This window comes from Sporichthyaceae bacterium, assembly GCA_036269075.1.
Taxonomy (GTDB): domain Bacteria; phylum Actinomycetota; class Actinomycetes; order Sporichthyales; family Sporichthyaceae; genus DASQPJ01.
Genome location: DATASX010000118.1, coordinates 54099 through 71827 on the forward strand (window position 1 = coordinate 54099; position 17729 = coordinate 71827).

General features: G+C 69.6%; 17 protein-coding genes and 2 riboswitches. Of the genes, 6 read left to right on the forward strand and 11 right to left on the reverse strand.

The window, feature by feature from the left end; genetic code table 11:
* Window positions 1-18: 18 nt before the first annotated feature.
* A riboswitch (glycine riboswitch) is annotated at window positions 19-113 on the reverse strand.
* Window positions 114-205, reverse strand: a riboswitch (glycine riboswitch).
* Between the two features lie 101 nt (window positions 206-306).
* Genes VHU88_22260 through VHU88_22270 form a run of 3 tightly spaced genes read right to left on the reverse strand, consistent with a single transcriptional unit; the run spans window position 307 to window position 2398 of the window.
* Window positions 307-984, reverse strand: a complete 678-nt coding sequence (locus VHU88_22260; protein HEX3614427.1) for a DUF6318 family protein — start codon at window positions 982-984, stop codon at window positions 307-309.
* A gap of 16 nt (window positions 985-1000) precedes the next feature.
* Window positions 1001-1693: a class II aldolase/adducin family protein gene (locus VHU88_22265; GenBank protein HEX3614428.1), complete on the reverse strand. Its 693-nt coding sequence runs from the start codon at window positions 1691-1693 to the stop codon at window positions 1001-1003.
* A 3-nt stretch (window positions 1694-1696) separates the two neighbouring features.
* The gene (locus VHU88_22270; GenBank protein ID HEX3614429.1) at window positions 1697-2398 is read right to left on the reverse strand and encodes a metal-dependent transcriptional regulator; all 702 of its coding nucleotides are present in this window, start codon (window positions 2396-2398) and stop codon (window positions 1697-1699) included.
* Window positions 2399-2613: 215 nt separating this feature from the next.
* Between VHU88_22270 and VHU88_22275 the strand changes: the two genes are divergently transcribed.
* On the forward strand, window positions 2614-3663 hold the full coding sequence (locus tag VHU88_22275; GenBank protein HEX3614430.1) for an MFS transporter: 1050 nt from the start codon (window positions 2614-2616) through the stop codon (window positions 3661-3663).
* A gap of 33 nt (window positions 3664-3696) precedes the next feature.
* Window positions 3697-4500, forward strand: a complete 804-nt coding sequence (locus VHU88_22280; GenBank protein HEX3614431.1) for an MFS transporter — start codon at window positions 3697-3699, stop codon at window positions 4498-4500.
* 32 nt (window positions 4501-4532) lie between these two features.
* Here VHU88_22280 and VHU88_22285 read toward each other — a convergent pair whose 3' ends face one another.
* Window positions 4533-5441 (reverse strand): NlpC/P60 family protein, encoded by a 909-nt coding sequence (locus VHU88_22285; GenBank protein ID HEX3614432.1) that lies wholly within the window; start codon window positions 5439-5441, stop codon window positions 4533-4535.
* Between the two features lie 277 nt (window positions 5442-5718).
* Between VHU88_22285 and VHU88_22290 the strand changes: the two genes are divergently transcribed.
* Together VHU88_22290 and VHU88_22295 are read left to right on the forward strand one after the other, a co-directional pair.
* Window positions 5719-7011 (forward strand): peptidoglycan recognition family protein, encoded by a 1293-nt coding sequence (locus VHU88_22290; GenBank protein ID HEX3614433.1) that lies wholly within the window; start codon window positions 5719-5721, stop codon window positions 7009-7011.
* A 473-nt stretch (window positions 7012-7484) separates the two neighbouring features.
* Entirely contained in the window at window positions 7485-8468 is a 984-nt protein-coding gene (locus tag VHU88_22295; GenBank protein HEX3614434.1) for an Ig-like domain-containing protein, read from the forward strand.
* 140 nt (window positions 8469-8608) lie between these two features.
* Here VHU88_22295 and VHU88_22300 read toward each other — a convergent pair whose 3' ends face one another.
* From VHU88_22300 to VHU88_22320, 5 genes are read right to left on the reverse strand one after another with little or no spacing between them, the layout of a single operon-like run.
* Entirely contained in the window at window positions 8609-9619 is a 1011-nt protein-coding gene (locus VHU88_22300; protein HEX3614435.1) for a dipeptide ABC transporter ATP-binding protein, read from the reverse strand.
* The gene (locus tag VHU88_22305) at window positions 9616-10674 is read right to left on the reverse strand and encodes an ABC transporter ATP-binding protein (GenBank protein ID HEX3614436.1); all 1059 of its coding nucleotides are present in this window, start codon (window positions 10672-10674) and stop codon (window positions 9616-9618) included. The genes VHU88_22300 and VHU88_22305 overlap by 4 nt, the downstream gene beginning before the upstream one ends.
* Window positions 10671-11660 (reverse strand): ABC transporter permease, encoded by a 990-nt coding sequence (locus VHU88_22310; GenBank protein ID HEX3614437.1) that lies wholly within the window; start codon window positions 11658-11660, stop codon window positions 10671-10673. Before VHU88_22310 ends, VHU88_22305 begins: the two co-directional genes overlap by 4 nt.
* Before the next feature lie 34 nt (window positions 11661-11694).
* Window positions 11695-13470, reverse strand: coding sequence for an ABC transporter substrate-binding protein (locus VHU88_22315; protein ID HEX3614438.1), 1776 nt, complete (start codon window positions 13468-13470; stop codon window positions 11695-11697).
* Window positions 13467-14453, reverse strand: a complete 987-nt coding sequence (locus VHU88_22320; protein ID HEX3614439.1) for an ABC transporter permease — start codon at window positions 14451-14453, stop codon at window positions 13467-13469. The genes VHU88_22315 and VHU88_22320 overlap by 4 nt, the downstream gene beginning before the upstream one ends.
* 206 nt (window positions 14454-14659) lie before the next feature.
* Here VHU88_22320 and VHU88_22325 point away from each other — a divergent pair, with 206 nt between their 5' ends.
* A complete protein-coding gene (locus tag VHU88_22325) occupies window positions 14660-16039 on the forward strand; it encodes a deoxyribodipyrimidine photo-lyase (GenBank protein ID HEX3614440.1) in 1380 nt (459 codons plus the stop codon).
* Between the two features lie 243 nt (window positions 16040-16282).
* On the opposite strand, the gene VHU88_22330 is transcribed toward VHU88_22325, so the two are convergent.
* Window positions 16283-16771 (reverse strand): MarR family transcriptional regulator, encoded by a 489-nt coding sequence (locus VHU88_22330; protein ID HEX3614441.1) that lies wholly within the window; start codon window positions 16769-16771, stop codon window positions 16283-16285.
* An 80-nt stretch (window positions 16772-16851) separates the two neighbouring features.
* Between VHU88_22330 and VHU88_22335 the strand changes: the two genes are divergently transcribed.
* Complete coding sequence (locus tag VHU88_22335; GenBank protein ID HEX3614442.1) at window positions 16852-17073, forward strand: hypothetical protein; 222 nt, start codon at window positions 16852-16854, stop codon at window positions 17071-17073.
* Here VHU88_22335 and pdxH read toward each other — a convergent pair.
* Window positions 17054-17722, reverse strand: coding sequence for a pyridoxamine 5'-phosphate oxidase (gene pdxH / locus VHU88_22340; GenBank protein HEX3614443.1), 669 nt, complete (start codon window positions 17720-17722; stop codon window positions 17054-17056). The genes VHU88_22335 and pdxH overlap by 20 nt on opposite strands.
* Window positions 17723-17729: the final 7 nt, after the last annotated feature.

The window sequence follows — 17729 nt, forward strand, 5'->3', positions numbered from 1 at the left end:
GGCCTGGGACTACGGTGGCCCTCCCCCTCTGTCATTTGTACCTGAGAGCTTCGCCGGGGCCGCCGGCTTGCACCATCGGTGAGCGACGTCGCCGTCGCTGCTTTCCAGAGTTGCCTGGCCCGGCGGTAGCGGTGCCTGAGAGATTCCGGGGAGGAGTTGCTCCTTCGGCGCCCCACGAACTCGGGGACTCTCCCGCACGGGTTGAGGCGTACCAGGAAGGATCCGGGACGCCCGTTTCGGCAGATTCAGTTGGCTTGCTCGCGCGGATCCGAGTCTACGCAGTCGGCCGGGATGCGTCGGAACCGGTCAGGGCGCCGGGGTGGAGCTCGGCGAACTGGTCGACGAGCTGGGCGGCGGGGCGGACGGGTTGTTGACGATCTCTCGCATCCGCCACGCCTTGGTGCTGCTGTCCCAGGTGACCTGGACCTCGACCTCGGCGTTGGTGACACCGGGCGCGGTGAATGCGGTGGAGCCGTCGGTGTTCACCTCCGACAACTTGGTCGAGGTGTACGAGAGCAGGATCGACGTGAGGCTGTTGGCCGAGCTCATCACCCGCAACGAGGACACCGAGACGGTCCCGCCCGTGCCGCGGGTGCCGGTAACGGTGAAGTAGGCGGCGTCGCCGATCGTGGCTCGGCAGACCGTGCAGTTCGGGTCGCTGGCCAGGGCCAGCGGCTGCACGTTGCCGGTGCTGAAGGCGGAGTTCACCAACGTCTCGAAGTAGTACTTGGTGAACGCGATCGCACCGTCGGCGCTGTGCGACTTCGCGGCGGACGGTGGCGCGGCCACAGCGGCCGTCGGCGTGGGCGACGAGCTGGGTCCGCCGCTGCTCGTGCTCGACGGCGACGGCGCCGACGACGGCTGCGCCGGGGTGCCGGCACCGGCCAGCGGGTCGGACTTGCTCCCGCACCCGGTCAGCAACAGCACCACTGCCGGGACGGCGGCGTAGCGGAGCACGGACGGACGACGGAGCGACTTCAGCATCAGCACAAGATCAAGATTACGGGTGCGTGGAACGGGACTTCTCGGACTCGCCGGAACTGCCCGGCTCGGCGTCGCCCACCTGCGGTCGAGCGGCCCGATGTTCGGCCAGCGCGCGCCTCGAGGCGGCCAACTGTTCCGCGTCGAGCAGCCGCGGGCGCCCGACCGCCGCGGCGCGCAGCCACACGTCGCACAGCCACTCCAACGTCACCGCGGCCTCGACCGCGGAGGCCAGGTCGGGGCCGGTGACCACCGCGCCGTGGTTGGCCAGCAAGGCCGCCGAGGAGTCGTGCAACGCGGCCGCGGCGCCCCGCGCCAGCGCCGCCGAGCCGAACGGGGCGTACGGCACGACGCGGACCGCCGCACCGAACGAGGCCAGGTAGTAGTGCACCCCCGGCAATTCCTCGACCAACAAGGAGACCGCGGCCGCCGCCGCGGAATGGGTGTGCACGAGCGCGCCGCAGCCGGTCGCCGCGTGCACCGCCAGGTGCAACGGCAGCTCCGAGGAGGGTGCCAGAGGCGCGTCGACCGCGGTGCCGTCGAGCCGGTGCACGCCGATCCAGGCAGGTTCCAGCGCGCCGCAGTCCACACCACTCGGGCTGATCGCGAGGCCCTCGGGCACCCGGACGCTGAGGTTGCCGGCCGTCCCGGCGATCAGTCCGGCCGCGGCCATCCGCCGCCCGGCGGCGACCACCTCGGCCCGGAAGTTCACCAGCTAGCCGGCCGGCGTGACGGCGATGACCTCGACGAACACGTGCGAGGCAACGGCGGGGTCCAGCTCGACGGACTCCCCGCCGCGGCCGACCAGCACTCCGCCGTGCGAGCTGCGCGCGACCACTGAACCACCCGGCCGCACCCCCGCCCGCCACATGCCGCGGATCGTTGCCAGGTCTTCCTGGATCGGCTCGCCGATCCGGCGGACGACCACCGAGACACCGTCGTCGGTCGCCACCCGGTCGAGTGTTTCCAGACCCTGCCGGAACTGTTCGCCCTCGGCCGCGCCGAGCTCGTCCAGTCCGGGGATCGGGTTGCCGTAGGGCGAGTGGGTGGGGTGCTCGAGCAGGTCCAGCAGTCTGCGCTCGACCTGCTCGGACATGACGTGCTCCCAACGACAGGCCTCGGCGTGCACGTCGGCCGGCTCGAGGCCGATGACCTGGACCAGGAGGCACTCCGCCAAGCGGTGCTTGCGCATGACCCGCGTGGCGTGCTCGCGGCCCTTGGTGGTCAGCTCCAGGTGCCGGTCGCCCTGGACGGTGACCAGGCCGTCGCGCTGCATCCGGGCCACGGTCTGCGAGACGGTGGGACCGGACTGCCCGAGCCGCTCGGCGATCCGCGCGCGCAGCGGAGTAACGCCCTCCTCGTCGAGCTCGTAGATGGTGCGCAGATACATCTCAGTCGTGTCGATGAGATCGCTCATGCGGTTCCTGCTCCCACCCGCCGGCCGGTTGACAACCCATTCTGTACCGAACGGCGCCGATTCGGCTCGCGCGGGACGCCCGGCCCGCGTTTGCGCAGGCCACCCGGGCGTCGGTCCTGCAAACGTTGCCGGGTAGGCCTCGGGATTGTCGGACCCGAGGTTCATTGTTGTGGCGCAGGATGTCGGCGGCCGGTCGGGGCACGGGAGGGGGCGCCATGCGCAAGTGGCTACCGCTGCTGGCGGTCTGCCTCGGCACGTTCATGCTGCTGGTCGACATCACGATCGTGAACGTCGCGTTGCCGCGGATGGCCGGCGACCTGGACACGTCGTTCTCCGCACTGCAGTGGGTGCTGGACGCGTACGCCCTGGCGCTGGCGGCCCTCGTGCTCGGCGCCGGGTCGTTGGGCGACATCATCGGCCGCCGCACGACGTACATCGCCGGGCTGGCCGTGTTCGCGGTCTCCTCGCTGGCCTGCGGGGTTGCGCCGAACGCAATCATGCTGATCGCGGCGCGGGTCGTGCAGGGTGTGGGCGCGGCTGCGATGTTCGCCACCACGGTCGCGCTGATCACGAACGCGTACAGCGGGCGCGACCGCGGCACCGCCTTCGGCCTGTGGGGCGCCACGGCCGGGGCCTCGGCCGCGATCGGCCCGATCATCGGCGGGCTGCTCACCGAACTGGTGTCCTGGCGCTGGATCTTCTTCGTCAACCTGCCGGTCAGCGTCGGGGCGATCGCCCTGTGTCTGGCGGTGCTGCGCGACGATCCCCCGGAGCAGCGGCGTCGGATCGACTTCGCGGGCATGGCCACGTTCACCGCCGCGGCCGCCCTGCTGACCTACGCGATGATCCGGGCGAACGACCACGGCTGGATCTCCGCCTCCACCGGTTGGCTGGTCGCGGCGGCGCTGGTGGCGCTGGCCGCGTTCCTGATCGTGCAGGCCCGCTCCCCCCGCGCGATGTTCGACCTGCGCCTGTTGCGCAACCGGTCGTTCGTCGGGGTGCTGCTGGCCTCGGTGGCGATGAACTTTGCCGCGTTCTCCGCGTTGACCTACACCTCGATCTGGCTGCAGTCCGTGCAGAACCTCAGCCCGATCCAGTCCGGGCTCACCGGCCTGCCGCTGTCGGTGGCCACCTTCGTCACCTCGGCAACCGCGGGGCGGCGGCTGCACGGCGCCCACCCGGGCAAGGTGATCGGCGGCGGCCTGCTGCTCATCGGCGCCGGCGGCCTGCTCGGGTTCGCATTCGTGCACGGCGGCGCCTCCTGACCGGCGTTGGTCCCGGGATACCTGCTCGTAGGTGTGGGCACCGGGCTGGCGATCCCGTTCTCGAACGTGACCGCGATGGACGCGGTGCCGTTGGAACGCGCGGGCATGGCCGGCGGCGCGGTCCGGACGGTGCAGCAGTTGGGCTACGCCTTCGGCATCGCGCTGCTGGGGACGATGTTCTCCGCCCGGGCCCAGCACGTCCTTTCCGGCAAGGACGTCCCGGGGGCGTCCGGGGTGGCACACCTGGTGGCGGGCGGGCAGTCGCCACTGGTGCTCGCCCAGGCCGACTCGGCGGCCCGGCCGGTGCTGACCGAGTCGGTGCACTCGGCCGCCGCGTCCGGGTTGCAGGCCAGCCTCGGGCTCTCCGGCGTGGTCGGGTTGGTTGCCGGCCTCGCGGTCCTCGGCATGATCAAGCGGCCGGAGGCCGTGCAGGCGGCGCTTGCGCAGCCCCCGTCCGGACAGGCTGTGCCGGCCCCCGCCGGATCGGCCCCACCGCCGACCGCGACCGGGCGGGTCGCGCTGGTAGGTCAGGTCGCCGACGACTCCGGCGAGCCCGTGGTCGGCGCGGTGCTGACGTTGCTCGACGCGGCCGGCCTGGTCGTGGCTCGGTTGGCGAGCACCGGCGACGGCGGCTTCCTGCTGCCGGCCGACCCGGGCGACTACGTGCTCGCCGCCTGGGCCGCGGGCCACCACCCCGAGGCGATGGCGGTCACGGTGGCCGGACCGCGCCAGGACCTGGCGATCAGGTTGCGCCGCTCTGCAAATCAAAGCGGCGCCGGCCAGGGCGGGGCCGGCCACCACGGCCCGGTGCCGGCCAGTCGTCCCGGCCAGAGCTGAGGTCGGGCCGGCCCCGCGCTGTCGGCCGCCGGTCAGGCCCGCAGGAACCGCCGAGCGCCGCAGTACTCCTCATCGAATCGGATGGGCGTGATCCGGACCGGGTCGGCCGAGCCCGGCGCCTCGATCATCGTCTCCCGGTCCACGCACATCGCGACGTGATGAACCGAGCCGGCGCCTTTGTCATTGGCCCAGAACAAAAGATCACCCGCACGCAGATCGGCAATTTCGATCTTGATCCCGGCGGCATCGACGGCCTGCGCGGAAGCGTCCCGAGGAAGATCAATTCCGGCCGCCGCATAAACCAGCGAAGTGAGCCCGGAGCAGTCCGGAGCGAATCCCGATCTTCCGCCCCACAGATAGGGCAGGCCGAGGAATTCTTTCGCGATCTCCACCAGTTCCACGCCCTCGGGTGCCGCGCGGCCGATCCGGTCCTCGGGTGCCGCCACGTCAGCGACGGCGATCCAGCGCGGGCCGTGCGGCGTGTCGAGGCACCAGGCACCGTCGGTGCGGTTCACGAGTGGCAGTCGGGTCAGGAAGCTGACCTCCAGCACCCGGGTGCGCAGCGACGGGTCGGCGTGCAGCCAAGCCGTCGGGGCCCGGGTGACCGTCACCGGCGACGATTGCGTTGTCGCAGCAGCAAATCTCGCGTCTTCGCTCAGTTGCGCGGCCGGCATCCAACCCGGGTAGCCGAGGGCGTTCTTGGGCGTCGACTGGCCGGGCACCGCGATCCGGCACCACCCGTCGACGGTCTCCAGCACGTGCACCGGTTCGCCGTAGAGCACCTGCGTCTGGGAGATGTTCTGGTCGGACAGCCCGTACTTGTCGGCCAGCTCCATGTTCGCCAACCACTGCCGGACGTCGACCGGGTTACCCAGCGCGGGCGCCTCGAGCGGGCGCGGTTTGTGCGGATCCGTCCATACGGTCGCAACAGAAACCGCCACATGAGCCACGCGAGAATCGGCAGTATCAGGACCGCTGAACTCATTCGGCGTAATGCCCTGGACGGATGAACTCACGTCAGGTTCCGTGACGGAATCGCCGGGCGGTGATCCGAGCAAAGTTTTGGCATCGACCTTTCCTTATCGCCTACGCTCGGTCCGGTGGGACGGACACTGATTCGACCCACTATGCCGTGGATGTCCTGGTTTCTGCGCGGGTTGGAGAACGAATGCGAGTCACCAGATGATCCCCGGTGAGGGGCTTTCGCGGCGGGGATTCGTGCTGGGATCCGCGGGTCTGGCCGCAGGCGCCGCCCACCAGGCTGTCACCAGGCCCACGGTGGGCTCGAAACCCGGACCGTGGTTCACCGCGAACGAGGGCGCCCAGTTCCCGGAGGCTCCCCAATTCCGGTTCCTCCAGGCAGCCGAAGGCCGCTACAAGACCGCTGACCGGCCGTGGGACGGCATGGACATCAAGTACATCGTCATCCACGACACCGAGGCGACCTACAGCGACACCCTCAACTACTTCCACGGGTCCAGCAACAACATCGGTGCCGCAACGCACTACGTGATTCGCTCCTTCGACGGCCACGTCACCCAGATGGTGGCGACCAAGGACATCGCGCTGCACACCGGCAACTTCTGGTACAACATGCACTCGATCGGGATCGAGCACGAGGGCTACCTCGCGCACGGCCACCGCTGGTACACCGAGGCGCAGTACCAGTCGTCCGCGAAGCTGGTCCGCTACCTCGCCGACCGGTTCAACGTCCCGCTGGATCGCGAGCACATCATCGGCCACGAGGAGATCCCGGCCGAGGAAGCGACGGGCACGATCAAGCAGCACTACGACCCGGGCCCCTTCTGGGACTGGGGCTACTACTTCAAGTTGCTCGGCGCCCCGCTGTACAACCCGTGCCCGAACCGGGACTCGGACGGTCCCGAGGTCGTCGCCGTCATGCCCCGCTTCGCGGACAACTTCCACACGCTGACCGACTGCAACAACAGCTGCATCGACCTGCCGTCGCAGGCCAGCAACGTCGTCTACCTGCACACCTCCCCGAGCGACAGCTCCTCGCTGCTCAGCGACCCGGCCCTGCACACCGCGGGTCTGCCCGGCACCTCCCAGACCTGGGACTGGTCGGCGCGGGCAGTGGTGGGGCAGCGCTTCGTCGTGGCTGACCGGCGCGACGGCTGGACCGCGATCTGGTTCGGCGGGCACAAGGGCTGGTTCGCCGACCCGGACCGCAAGATCGGCCTGTGCGCTGCCGGCGAGGTGATCACACCGCGCGACGGCCGCGACTCGATCCCGGTGTGGGGCACGGCGTATCCGGAGAAGAGCGCGTTCCCGGCACACATCGTCCCGGACGACCTGGTGCCGTTGCAGTATCGGATCCAGGCCGGGCAGCGATACGTCGCGAACGCGATCCGCCCGTCGGACGACTACCAGGGCAGCGCGGCGCACCCCGAGCGTCGGGTCCATGTCACGGGCGACCGAAAGCTGGTGGAGATCTCCTTCAACCACCGCCGGGCCTTCGTCGACGTCGACGACGTGCACTACCTGACCTGAGGTAGCCCGTTTCGCGGAGGACCCGCGGCACTGACCGCTGTCCGGATGACCTCGTGGCAAAGCCACGGACGGGGCGCGGAAACGTTGTCCCTGGACTCCGGCGGACGGTTTCGCAGTGGTGAGGAATTCCCTGCGGTGATGGGCCGAAAGTCCCCCGGTGCACCGGAGCGGTCCGCCGAGTGTTGAACTGACGATCAGTCAGATTCCTTGCAGGTTGGGTTTTCCTACCACCGGTGCAGCGACAATTCTCCCATAGCCGTTCCTGGCCGACGGTGTTCTCCCGATTGCTCCGTGCGGGTGATTCTTCATGAATGTGCGCCCCGGCGAAGTGGATCTTCGCTTGTCTCGTTGCCGGAGCAACGCCATCTCGTAGGGGGTCATCGATGTATCGGTCAGGTCCGGGCCGCAAGGGCCGTCGTGGAGTAGCGGTTGCCGTAGCGGCAGCCTTGTCGGCGAGCGCCTGGATCGGTGTCGTGAGCGCGGCATCGGCGACACCGGTGCCGCCGAGCGGGGCGCAGTCGAACGTCGGGCAGCGGCACGGGGGCCAGGCGGCGGTGGCCGACCGGACGGTAGCAGCGGCCACGGATCCGATCGTCTCCCACGTCCACCTGGACCCCAGCACCACCACCGCCGGCACCCCGGTCCACCTGAGCGCAACCGCGACCAGCGCCACCTCGACCATCGCCTCGGGCACCTACAGCATCGACGGCGGCACCGCGCAGACCCTCACCGTCACCCCGGAGACCCGCAGCCGCGGCACCGGGACCAGCGCACGCCTGACCGCCACCGTGAGCACCACCGGCCTGACCGTCGGCAGCCACACGATCTGCCTCATCGCCACCGACGCCACCGGTACCAGCAGCCCCGGCACCGGCACCGACTGCACCACCCTGACCATCACCACCACCCCGGTCGCCACCGCCCCGGCCATCTCCAACATCCACCTGGACCCCAGCACCACCACCGCCGGCACCCCGGTCCACCTGACCGCAACCGCGACCAGCACCACCTCCACCATCGCCTCGGCCAGCTACACCATCGACGGGGTGACACCCCCGAACGTCACAGTCACCAACGGCGGCGGGCGCGGCCGCCCGGGCACCGAGGCCACGACCGCACACCTGTCCGCCACCATCGGCACCACCGGCCTGACCGTCGGCACCCACCAGGTCTGCCTCACGGTCACCGACGCCACCGGCACGAGCAGCACGGGCACCGCCTGCGCCACCCTCACCATCACCACCGGTGGCCGGGGCACGGGCGGCGGTCCCGACAACGGTGGACGGCGCGATCGAGGCGGGGACCCGTACCGCGACCGCGGCGGTGACTACGGCGACCACGGCGGGGACTACGGCGATCACGGCGGGGACTACGGCGACCCTGACGAGGACTGGAACGACGTCGGGGACGGCGGCAGCCATCACCGCCACCATCACCACCGCCACCACCGCCGGTAGGAATCGGCTCACCGACACCGGCAAGCGCAAGCAGGACCAGGGGCGCGCAGCCCCGACCCCGCGCACCACGGCGCGGGAATCCCACGGCAGGCGGGGCCCATCCGATCTCTCCCCGGAGGGGCCCCGTCCGGCCGCGTCGCTCAGCTGCCGACGGGGTCCGGGTTCATCGGGAAGTGACAAGCGAACCGGTGTGCGGGGTCCGTACCGGCCGAGCTCAGCACCGGTTCCTCGGTGCTGCACAGCGGTTGCGCCTGCGGGCAACGGGTGCGGAACCGGCATCCCGACGGCGGGTTGACCGGGCTGGGCACGTCGCCGGTCAGCCGGATCCGTTCCGGACGTGCCTGGTCGGAGTCGTCGGCGATCTCCGGCACCGCGGACAGCAGCGCGTTCGTGTACGGGTGGCGCGGGGCCGCGTAGAGCGACGGTGCCGGGGCGATCTCCACGATCTTGCCCAGGTACATGACCGCGACCCGGTGCGAGACGTGCCGCACCACCGCGAGGTCGTGCGCGATGAACACGTAGGCCAGGTTCAGATCGCGTTGCAGGTCGCCGAGCAGATTGACGATCTGCGCCTGGATCGAGACGTCGAGCGCGGAGACCGGCTCGTCGGCGACGATCAGGCTGGGGCGCAGCGCGAGCGCCCGGGCGATGCCGATCCGTTGCCGCTGTCCGCCGGAGAACTGGTGCGGGAAACGGTTGTAGTGCTCCGGGTTCAGCCCGACGGTCTCCAGCAGTTCCTGGACCTTCGCCCGGAGCCCACCGGGCGGGTCGATCCCGTTGATCTCCATGGGCGCGGCTACGATCGAGCCGACCGTGTGCCGCGGGTTCAGCGAGGCGTACGGGTCCTGGAAGATCATCTGGATCTCGCCGCGCAGCGCCCGCAGATCCTTCGCCTTCAGGTGCGCGATGTCGCGACCGTTGTACTCGATCGTCCCGGCGCCGGGTTCGAGCAACCGCGAGACCAACCGGCCCGTGGTGGTCTTGCCGCAACCGGATTCCCCGACCAGGCCGAGGGTCTCGCCTGCGCCCACCTCGAACGAGACCCCGTCGACCGCCCGCACCGCCCCGACCTGACGCCGCGTCAGAGACGTGCCGCGCACCGGGAAGTGCTTGACCAGCTCGCTGACCCGCAACAGCGGGGTGGCGGTCATGACTGCGCTGCCGTGGTGCCGCTCCAGCGGGGCAGCAGTTCCTCGACCAGGATCCGCCGCCGGCGCACCGCGTCGAGATGGCAGCGCGAGGCCGTCGACCCGGCCGGGACCAGGTCCGGCATCGTCCGCTCGCAGGAGCCGTCGAGGACCTGCGCGGCGTAGTCGCACCTGGGCCGGAACGAACATCCCGGCGGCAGGGCGATCAGGCTCGGCGGGGTGCCCCGGATGGCCAGCAACTCGGAGCCGGCCGAGTCCAGCCGCGGGACCGAGGACAGCAGTCCCCAGGTGTAGGGGTGGGTCGGTCGGCGCAGCACGTCGTGAACCGCGCCGGACTCGACGGTCCGCCCGGCATACATGACCAGGACGTCGTCGGCGACCTGCGAGATCACCCCGAGGTCGTGGGTGACCAGGATGATCGCCGTGCCGAACTCGGACTGCAGATTCGCCAGCAGGTCGAGGATCTGGGCCTGGACGGTGACATCGAGCGCGGTCGTGGGTTCGTCGGCAATCAGCACTCGCGGGTCGCAGGCCAGCGCCATCGCGATCATCGCGCGCTGCCGCATACCGCCGGAGAACTCGTGGGGGTAGCCGTCGACCCGCTGCTCGGGCTGCGGGATGCCGACCCGGCCCAGCAGGTCGATCGCCCGGGTGCGGGCCTGCTTCTTGGTCGCGCCGGTGTGTCGCCGGTAGCCCTCGGCGATCTGGTTGCCGACCGTCCAGAACGGCGAGAGCGCGGTGAGCGCGTCCTGGAACACCATCGCGATCGACTTGCCGCGGATCGCGTTCATCCCGGACTCGTCGAGGCCGACGAGTTCCTTGCCCGTGAACCGGATCGAGCCGGTGACGGTCGTGCGGCGCGGGTCGTGCAGGCCCAGGATCGACAGCCCGGTCACGGACTTGCCGGACCCGGACTCCCCCACGATGCCCAACGTCCGACCGGCGGTCAGCTCGAACGAGATCCCGTTGACGGCCTGCACCGGTCCGTCGTCGGTCCGGAAGGTCACCCGCAGGTCGTCCAGCGAGAGCAGCGGTGCCTGCTCGGCGGCCCCGGTCATCCGATCCGGACCCGCGGGTCGATGACGCTGTAGACGATGTCGACGATGACGTTCGCGATCAGGATCAGCACGGCGCCGACGAGGACGGTGGCCATGATGATTGACAGGTCCGACTGCTGCACCGAGGTCAGCGCCAGGCGGCCAAGGCCCTGGATGTTGAACACCGACTCGGTGATGATCGCACCGGACAGCAGACCGGCCAGGTCGAGGCCGAACACCGTGATGATCGGCGAGAGCGTCGCCCGGCCGGTGTGCTTGAAGTGCAACAGCCGCGAGGAGATGCCGCGGGCCCGCCCGGCGCGGACGAAGTCCTCGCCCATCGCCTCCAACATCTGAGCCCGCGTCAGACGGGCGTAGAACGCCATCGAGACCAGCGCCAGGACCAACCACGGCAGCAGCAAGCCCTTGAACCAGCCGACCGGGTCGTCGGTTATCGGTACGTACTGCGGGGTCGGCATCACATGCCAGTCGCGGACCAGCAACTGGATCAGAATCGGTCCGACCACGAAGATCTGCAACGACGAACCGAAGACCGTGAAACCGATGCCCAATCGGTCGATCCAACTCTGCGACCGCAGCGCCGACACAACGCCGAAGCCGATCCCGACGATCAGGTAGATCGTCGCCGCGCCGATCGCGAGTGAGATCGTTGCCGGGAAGCGCTGGAGCAGGGTGTGCCAGACCGGTTGGTGGTTGACCGTCGAGTACCCGAAGCAGGGCACGGAGCAGTGGACCTTCTGCCCCGCCTGGCTGTAGTCGCGGCCGACGAAGATCCCCTTGAGGAAGTCCCAGTACTGGACGAGGATCGGGTGGTCGAAGCCCAGGGTGTGCCGGATGTCGGCCAATTTCTGAGGCGTGCAGACCTTCCCGCAGTCGATGCGGGCCGGGTCGCCGGGCAGCGCGAAGAACAGGAAGAACGTGATCGCGCTGACCACGGCCAAGGTCGCCACGGCGGTGAACAGCCGGCGGATCAGGTAACCGATCAACGGATCTATCCCCTCCGAACAGTCGCGGCGCAGGTCATTTGACGTAGAGGTAGTTCAGCGAGATCTCCCCGTACACGTTGTCGAAGGTCGCTCCCCCGATACGCGGACCGTAGATCTGGCGGGACCGGAAGTAGGTGAGCGGGAATTCCGGCACCTGGGCACGGATCTCGCGGTCGACCTGGGCCCAGCGCTTACCGGCCTCCACCGGGTCGGTGATGGTCTTGATCTGGTCCATCTCGGAGTCGATCTTCGGGTCGTCGAAGAACGACTCGTCGGTGTTCCCGGGCGCCTGGACGATCAGCCGGCCGTCCCACTTGGGCGGGTAGACGGTGGCTCCGCTCGGCCAGTCGGCGGCCCAGGCGGAGCCGTACGTGTCGTATGCGTTGCTCGGGTCGCCTGTCTCGTCGATCAGGGCCTTCGGGTCGGTCGGCTTGGCCACCACGTTGAAGCCGGCCTTCTTGAGGAACTCCTTGACGATGATCATCGCCTGCTGGGAACCCTCGGACTGCGGGTTGTACGGCATCACGATCTGGCGACCCAGCTGCCCGGCCTCCTTCAGCAGGGCGCGGGCCTTGTCCGGGTCGCCGGCGGGCGGGACGTGATAGGTGTCGTCGTCGACATGGCCGAGCAGGGTCGGCGAGGACAGCGCGTCGGCGAACTCTCCGACGGCCGCACCGCCCTCCAACTGCCGCAGTTGGCAGCGTGGCCAGGCGTACATCAGCGCCTGGCGGACCCGGAGGTCGGTGACGCGCTTGGTGTTGATCGCCTCGTAGTTCACGAACGGGGCCAGTGAGACCACCGACCGTGCCTGCAGGTCCGGACGGGACAGAATCTCGTCGAGCAGTTGCGGGGGCACCACGTCGGACAGCGTGATCGCGGCGGCGTCGTCGCCGGCGGCACCGATCAGCCGTTGGGTAGTCTGCAGCGCGGTCTCGCCGAGGTTGAAGATCCAGGAGTCCGGATAGGCCGTGCGGATCGGATCGGTGTCTGCCTTCCAAGCCGTGTTACGGACAAGCAGCAGCGACTTGTCGACCTCGCGCGAGGCGATCTTGTACGGGCCCGAGGCGAGCGGGTGCTGGTCGTAGGCCTGGCGGGTGTCCTTGCTCTGCTTGACCGGCGCGCCCTGCAAGGCCATGTCGAACGGCAGGTCCGGCTGGGGGCTCTTGAAAGAGATCACGACAGTCTTGGCGTCCGGTGTCGCGATCGCGTCCAGCGACTTGCCGTCGTAGGGGCCCTGGTAGACCGAGTGGAAGTCGCCGGTGTTGGCGATCCAGGACTGGAAGTACGTGGGGCCTTCGCTGTAGTCGGGGACGAATTCCCGTTCCAGTCCCCACTTCACGTCGGCCGAGGTGATCGGCGAGCCGTCCTCCCAGGTGACGCCGTCGCGCAACGTGTAGGTCCAGGTCTTACCGCCGTCGCTGGTCCGGCCGGTGTCGGTGGCCAGGTCGCCGACGAGGTGGATGTCGGTCCCGTGCTGGACGTAGCCGGTCAGCTCCCGGCTGAGCAGGAACGCCACCGACTGCTCGTTGTTGACGTAGATGCGCGCCGGGTCCAGGTGCGGGTAGTCGGAGGCGTCGTAGATCCGGATCGCCCCACCGGTGTGTGCACCGGGCGCCGGAGTCGCCGGGCCCTGGGCCGTGTTGTCGATCTTGTAGCTGTACACGGTCGCGGCCTCCGCCGAGTCCTTGGCCGCACACGTGTCCGCGGCGGCAGCGCTGTCCCCGTGGCCACCGAACTGACACCCGCTCAGGCCGGCGAGGCAGACCAGCGCCACTGGCCCGGCGAGCCGGCGATGCCACCGGGATCTCATTTGACGCCCCTCGGGTCGAGCGCGTCGCGCAGCGAGTCGCCGAGGAGATTGAACGCGATCACCAGGATCAGCAGGGCCCCACCGGGCACGATCAGGTACGTGGGGTCGGCGAAGTACACGTCTGCGCCGTTCTTCACCATCCGACCCCAGTCCGGGATCGGCTCGAGAATTCCGACGCCGAGGAACGAAAGCGCCGCCTCACCGGTGATGACACCCGGGATCGACAGCGACATCACGATCAGGATCGGCGACCACAGGTTGGGCAGCAGTTCGCGGAACACGATCCGCCGGGTGCCGGCTCCGGACATGCGCGCCGCGTCGATGTACTCCCGTTCCCGCAGGGACAGCACCTGACCGCGGATCAGCCGGGCCGAGCCCATCCAGCCGAGAATCGACAGCACGATGATGACGACCGCAAACCGCATCCAGGTCCGCATCTCGGTGTCTGGCGAGGTGAACTTCGCCTCGATGATCGGGCTCAGCGCGATCAGCAGCAGCAGGCCGGGGAACGTCAGGGCGACGTCGATGATCCACCCGCCGACGATGTCGACCTTGCCCCCGAGATAACCGATGACGATCCCGAAAAGCACCCCGAAGACGGTGGTGATCAGCGAGACGACGAACGCGATGAACAGCGAGGTGCGGGCGCCGTAGACCAGCTGCATGAACACATCGCGGCCCAGACCCGGTTCCACCCCGAGCCAGAACTGACTGCTCATCCCGCCGAGGCGATGGGCCGGCAGACCGCTGGGAGTGAGCAGACCACCCTGGTTGACCCCGTACGTGGTGTACGGGTTACGGCCGTAGATCCAACCGATCACCGGGGCCAGCAGGGCGACAGCGAGAAAGAACACGACGACCGCGGCGGAGATGACTCCGACGCGGTCGCGCCGGAACCTGGCCCAGGCGATCTGCGCCGGAGATCGCGTCGGGCCCGGGCCGGAAGCCGGGGCGGCGCCGGCCGGGGGCTCAGCCATGGTCATGGCTGCGGGTGACACGTTGCTCATGCGCGCTGCAGCCCGGCGGCGGACGTCGGTCGGGTCACACGGCCACCCCTTCCGTTCGCCAGACGCGCCGGATCGCCGCAGCGTACGGCGTGGCAGGCGTCGGGGGAAGGCACCGCGCGGGGGTGTGGATCATGCCCGGACCAGCGGGATTGCGGACCCCTCCGGCGACCTAGGCTCTCCGGGTGGAAGCGAACGTCATGTGGTTCCGGCGGGATCTCCGCTTGTCCGACAACCCGGCCCTGCTGTCGGCCGCGGGCCTGCCCGGCTTCGGCGGCAGTCCGGCTGCGGTGCTGCCGTTGTTCGTCGTCGACCCGGCGTTGTGGGACCCGTCCGGCTCCCCGCGCCGCGAGTGGTTGGCCGCTTCGTTGACCGCGTTGTCGTCGCGGATCGGCGCGGTCGGCCTGCATGTGCTGCACGGCGATCCGGTCCGCGAGGTCGTGCTCGCTGCCCGCGCGGTCAAGGCGAAGGCGGTTCACGTCGCCGCCGACTTCGGGCCGTACGGCAAGTCTCGGGACGCCGCGGTCGAGGCGGCACTGGCCGAGCACGGCATCGAGCTCGTGCGCACCGGATCGGCGTACGCGGTGGCCCCGGGCCGGGTGTTCACCAAGGTCGGCGAGCCGTTGAAGGTGTTCACCCCGTTCAAGAAGGCTTGGCTGGAGCACGGCTGGCGCGACCCGGCACCCGAGGCGGACGACGTCGAGTGGATGTCGGCGAAGGGCGGCAAGTCGGTGCCGAAGTGCAAGCGCGAGTGTGCGGCCGGCGAGGAGCGGGCGGTGCAACGCTGGGTCGCGTTCCGTGACGCCGGGTTGCCGGACTATCACGAACGTCGGGATCGACCTGATGTTGACGGTACGTCAGATCTGTCCACTGCGCTGAAGTTCGGTGAGATTCATCCCCGGACGCTCCTGGCCGACCTGGCCGACCTCGGCCTCGACCGCGACCCGCGGGCCACCGGCGGGGCGGCCACGTTCCGTTCCGAGTTGGCCTGGCGGGAGTTCTGGGCCGACGTCCTGCATCACCGGCCGGCGAGCGCACGGCAGTACCTGCGCGAGGCGTTCGCAGGCATGCGCTACGACCCGCCGGAGGAGAACTACCGGGCCTGGTGTGCGGGCCGCACGGGCTTCCCGATGGTCGACGCCGGGATGCGTCAACTGGCCGATACCGGCTGGATGCACAACCGGGTCCGGATGGTCGTCGCCTCCTTCCTGGTCAAGGACCTGCACGTGGAGTGGCAGCACGGGGCCCGACACTTCATGCGTTGCCTGCGCGACGGCGATCTGGCGTCGAACCAGTTGAACTGGCAGTGGGCGGCCGGCTGCGGCACGGATGCGGCGCCGTACTTCCGGGTGTTCAACCCGATGCTGCAGGGCGCAAAGTTCGACCCGGGCGGGGCGTACGTGCGGCGCTGGATTCCCGAACTGCGACATCTCGAGGGCGGCGCCGCGCACGCGCCCTGGGACCACGACAACGGTTACGTCCATGGCTATCCGGAGCGGATCGTCGAGCACTTCGCCGAGCGCGACGAGGCGTTGCGCAGGCTCAAACAAATCTCCTCGACTTAGTGCGCCGGGCGGCGTACCTTCGATGGCACACGGAAGGGAGGTGGTCGAGGCTTTGTGTAGCTATCGGACGCGTGAGGTGGCTGCTAGCTAGCCGCTGACTCGCTTGCCTTCACCGGCGCGCGTCGCGACGCGGTCGGCGAATCCAAGGCAGTCACCGGGGCCCGCGGGTGCTCGAGGTACGTCCCTTCGAGCAGGTCGGTTCGCCGACCGACCCGCGGGCCTTTCCGCGTCCGGGTACGGGCTTCAGGCCAGCGGGTCGACGTCGGCGGCAGGCATCCGGTCGGTGGCGGCGATGACGCCCATCAGCGCCTGCTGGATCGCCACGAGGTCCTCGACCTCCATGCCCAGCCGCTCGACGACCGCGTACGGGATCTTCACGGCCTCGTCCCGCAACGCCTTCCCCTTCGCGGTGAGGTCGACGTGCAGCACCCGCTCGTCGGCGCTACCGCGCTCCCGGGTCAGGTAGCCCAGCGCCTCCAGTCGCTTGAGCATCGGCGAGAGCGTGGCCGGGTCGAAGTGCAACGCCGCGGCCAACTCCTTGGCCGTACAGGGGCCGCCGTCCCACAACGCGAGCATCACCAGATACTGAGGGTGCGTCAGTTGGTAGGGCTCCAGCAGCGGCCGGTAGATGCCGATCACGCAGCGGCTGGCCACCGACAGCGCGAAGCAGACCTGCCGCTCCAACTTCAACGGGTCGTCGCCGAGGTCGATCTTCCGGGTCGGTGTCTTCATCGTCACATCTCCATCGTACCCCTAGATCGTGAGTGCGCTATCAATTAGTGTACTAACTAATAGCTCGCTAAGGAGACGCCATGAAGCACACCGAGGACACCAGCCACGAACCGCACGGCCTCGAGGACCTGCCCTGGCGCATCGGCTACCGGGTGCGGCGCGGCGTTCTGCACGTCTTCGGGCCGCCGACCCTGAACGACAAGAACAACCCGCACCTGAAGCTGGAGCGGCAACGCGCCGCCCGCTACGCCGGCCGCGTGGCAGCCGCGACGGCGGTGCCCGTCAGGGAGCCAGCCGCCTGACCACCCAACCGTCCGGCTCGCGCAAGTAGCGCAGCCGGTCGTGCAACCGGGAGGCCCGGCCCTGCCAGAACTCGACCGAGTCCGGCACTACCAGGAAGCCACCCCAGAAGTCCGGCGCCGGCACGTCCGTACCCGCCGGCCAGCGCCGGGCCACCTGGTCGAAGCGCTCGTCGAGTTCCGTGCGCGAGGTGAGCACGCTGCTCTGGCGGCTTGCCCAGGCGCCCAACTGCGAGGCTCGCGGACGGCTGTGGAAGTACTCGGCGGACTCCGCCGGGCCGACCCGGGCGGCGGTCCCGCGCACGATCACCTGTCGACGCAGGGCATGCCACGGGAACAGCAGGCAGATCGCCGGGTTGCCGGCCAGGTCCTGGGCCTTGGCCGAGGTGTAGTTCGTGAAGAACACGAACCCGCGCTCGTCCAACGACTTCAGCAATGCCATCCGGGACTGCGGGGCGCCGGTCGCGTCGACGGTCGAGACCACCATCGCGTTCGGCTCGGCCAGCCCGGCCGCCGCGACCTCGCGCAACCAGACACCGAAGGCCGTCAGCGGGTCCGCGTCGAGGTCGCAGACCTCCAGCCCCTCGACCATGTACTCCCGGCGCATCCCGGCCAGGGCCGGGTCCGGCCCCGGCAGCCCGGCCTGGGTCACCGGCGGG

What these genes read in the sequence shown, in the direction of transcription:
- VHU88_22260 (HEX3614427.1), bottom strand. Translation starts at nt 984, where the DNA reads ATGCTGAAGTCGCTCCGTCGTCCGTCCGTGCTCCGCTACGCCGCCGTC.
- VHU88_22270 (HEX3614429.1), bottom strand. Translation starts at nt 2,398, where the DNA reads ATGAGCGATCTCATCGACACGACTGAGATGTATCTGCGCACCATCTAC.
- VHU88_22275 (HEX3614430.1), top strand. Translation starts at nt 2,614, where the DNA reads ATGCGCAAGTGGCTACCGCTGCTGGCGGTCTGCCTCGGCACGTTCATG.
- VHU88_22300 (HEX3614435.1), bottom strand. Translation starts at nt 9,619, where the DNA reads ATGACCGCCACCCCGCTGTTGCGGGTCAGCGAGCTGGTCAAGCACTTC.
- VHU88_22305 (HEX3614436.1), bottom strand. Translation starts at nt 10,674, where the DNA reads ATGACCGGGGCCGCCGAGCAGGCACCGCTGCTCTCGCTGGACGACCTG.
- VHU88_22315 (HEX3614438.1), bottom strand. Translation starts at nt 13,470, where the DNA reads ATGAGATCCCGGTGGCATCGCCGGCTCGCCGGGCCAGTGGCGCTGGTC.
- VHU88_22320 (HEX3614439.1), bottom strand. Translation starts at nt 14,453, where the DNA reads ATGACCATGGCTGAGCCCCCGGCCGGCGCCGCCCCGGCTTCCGGCCCG.
- VHU88_22330 (HEX3614441.1), bottom strand. Translation starts at nt 16,771, where the DNA reads ATGAAGACACCGACCCGGAAGATCGACCTCGGCGACGACCCGTTGAAG.
- VHU88_22335 (HEX3614442.1), top strand. Translation starts at nt 16,852, where the DNA reads ATGAAGCACACCGAGGACACCAGCCACGAACCGCACGGCCTCGAGGAC.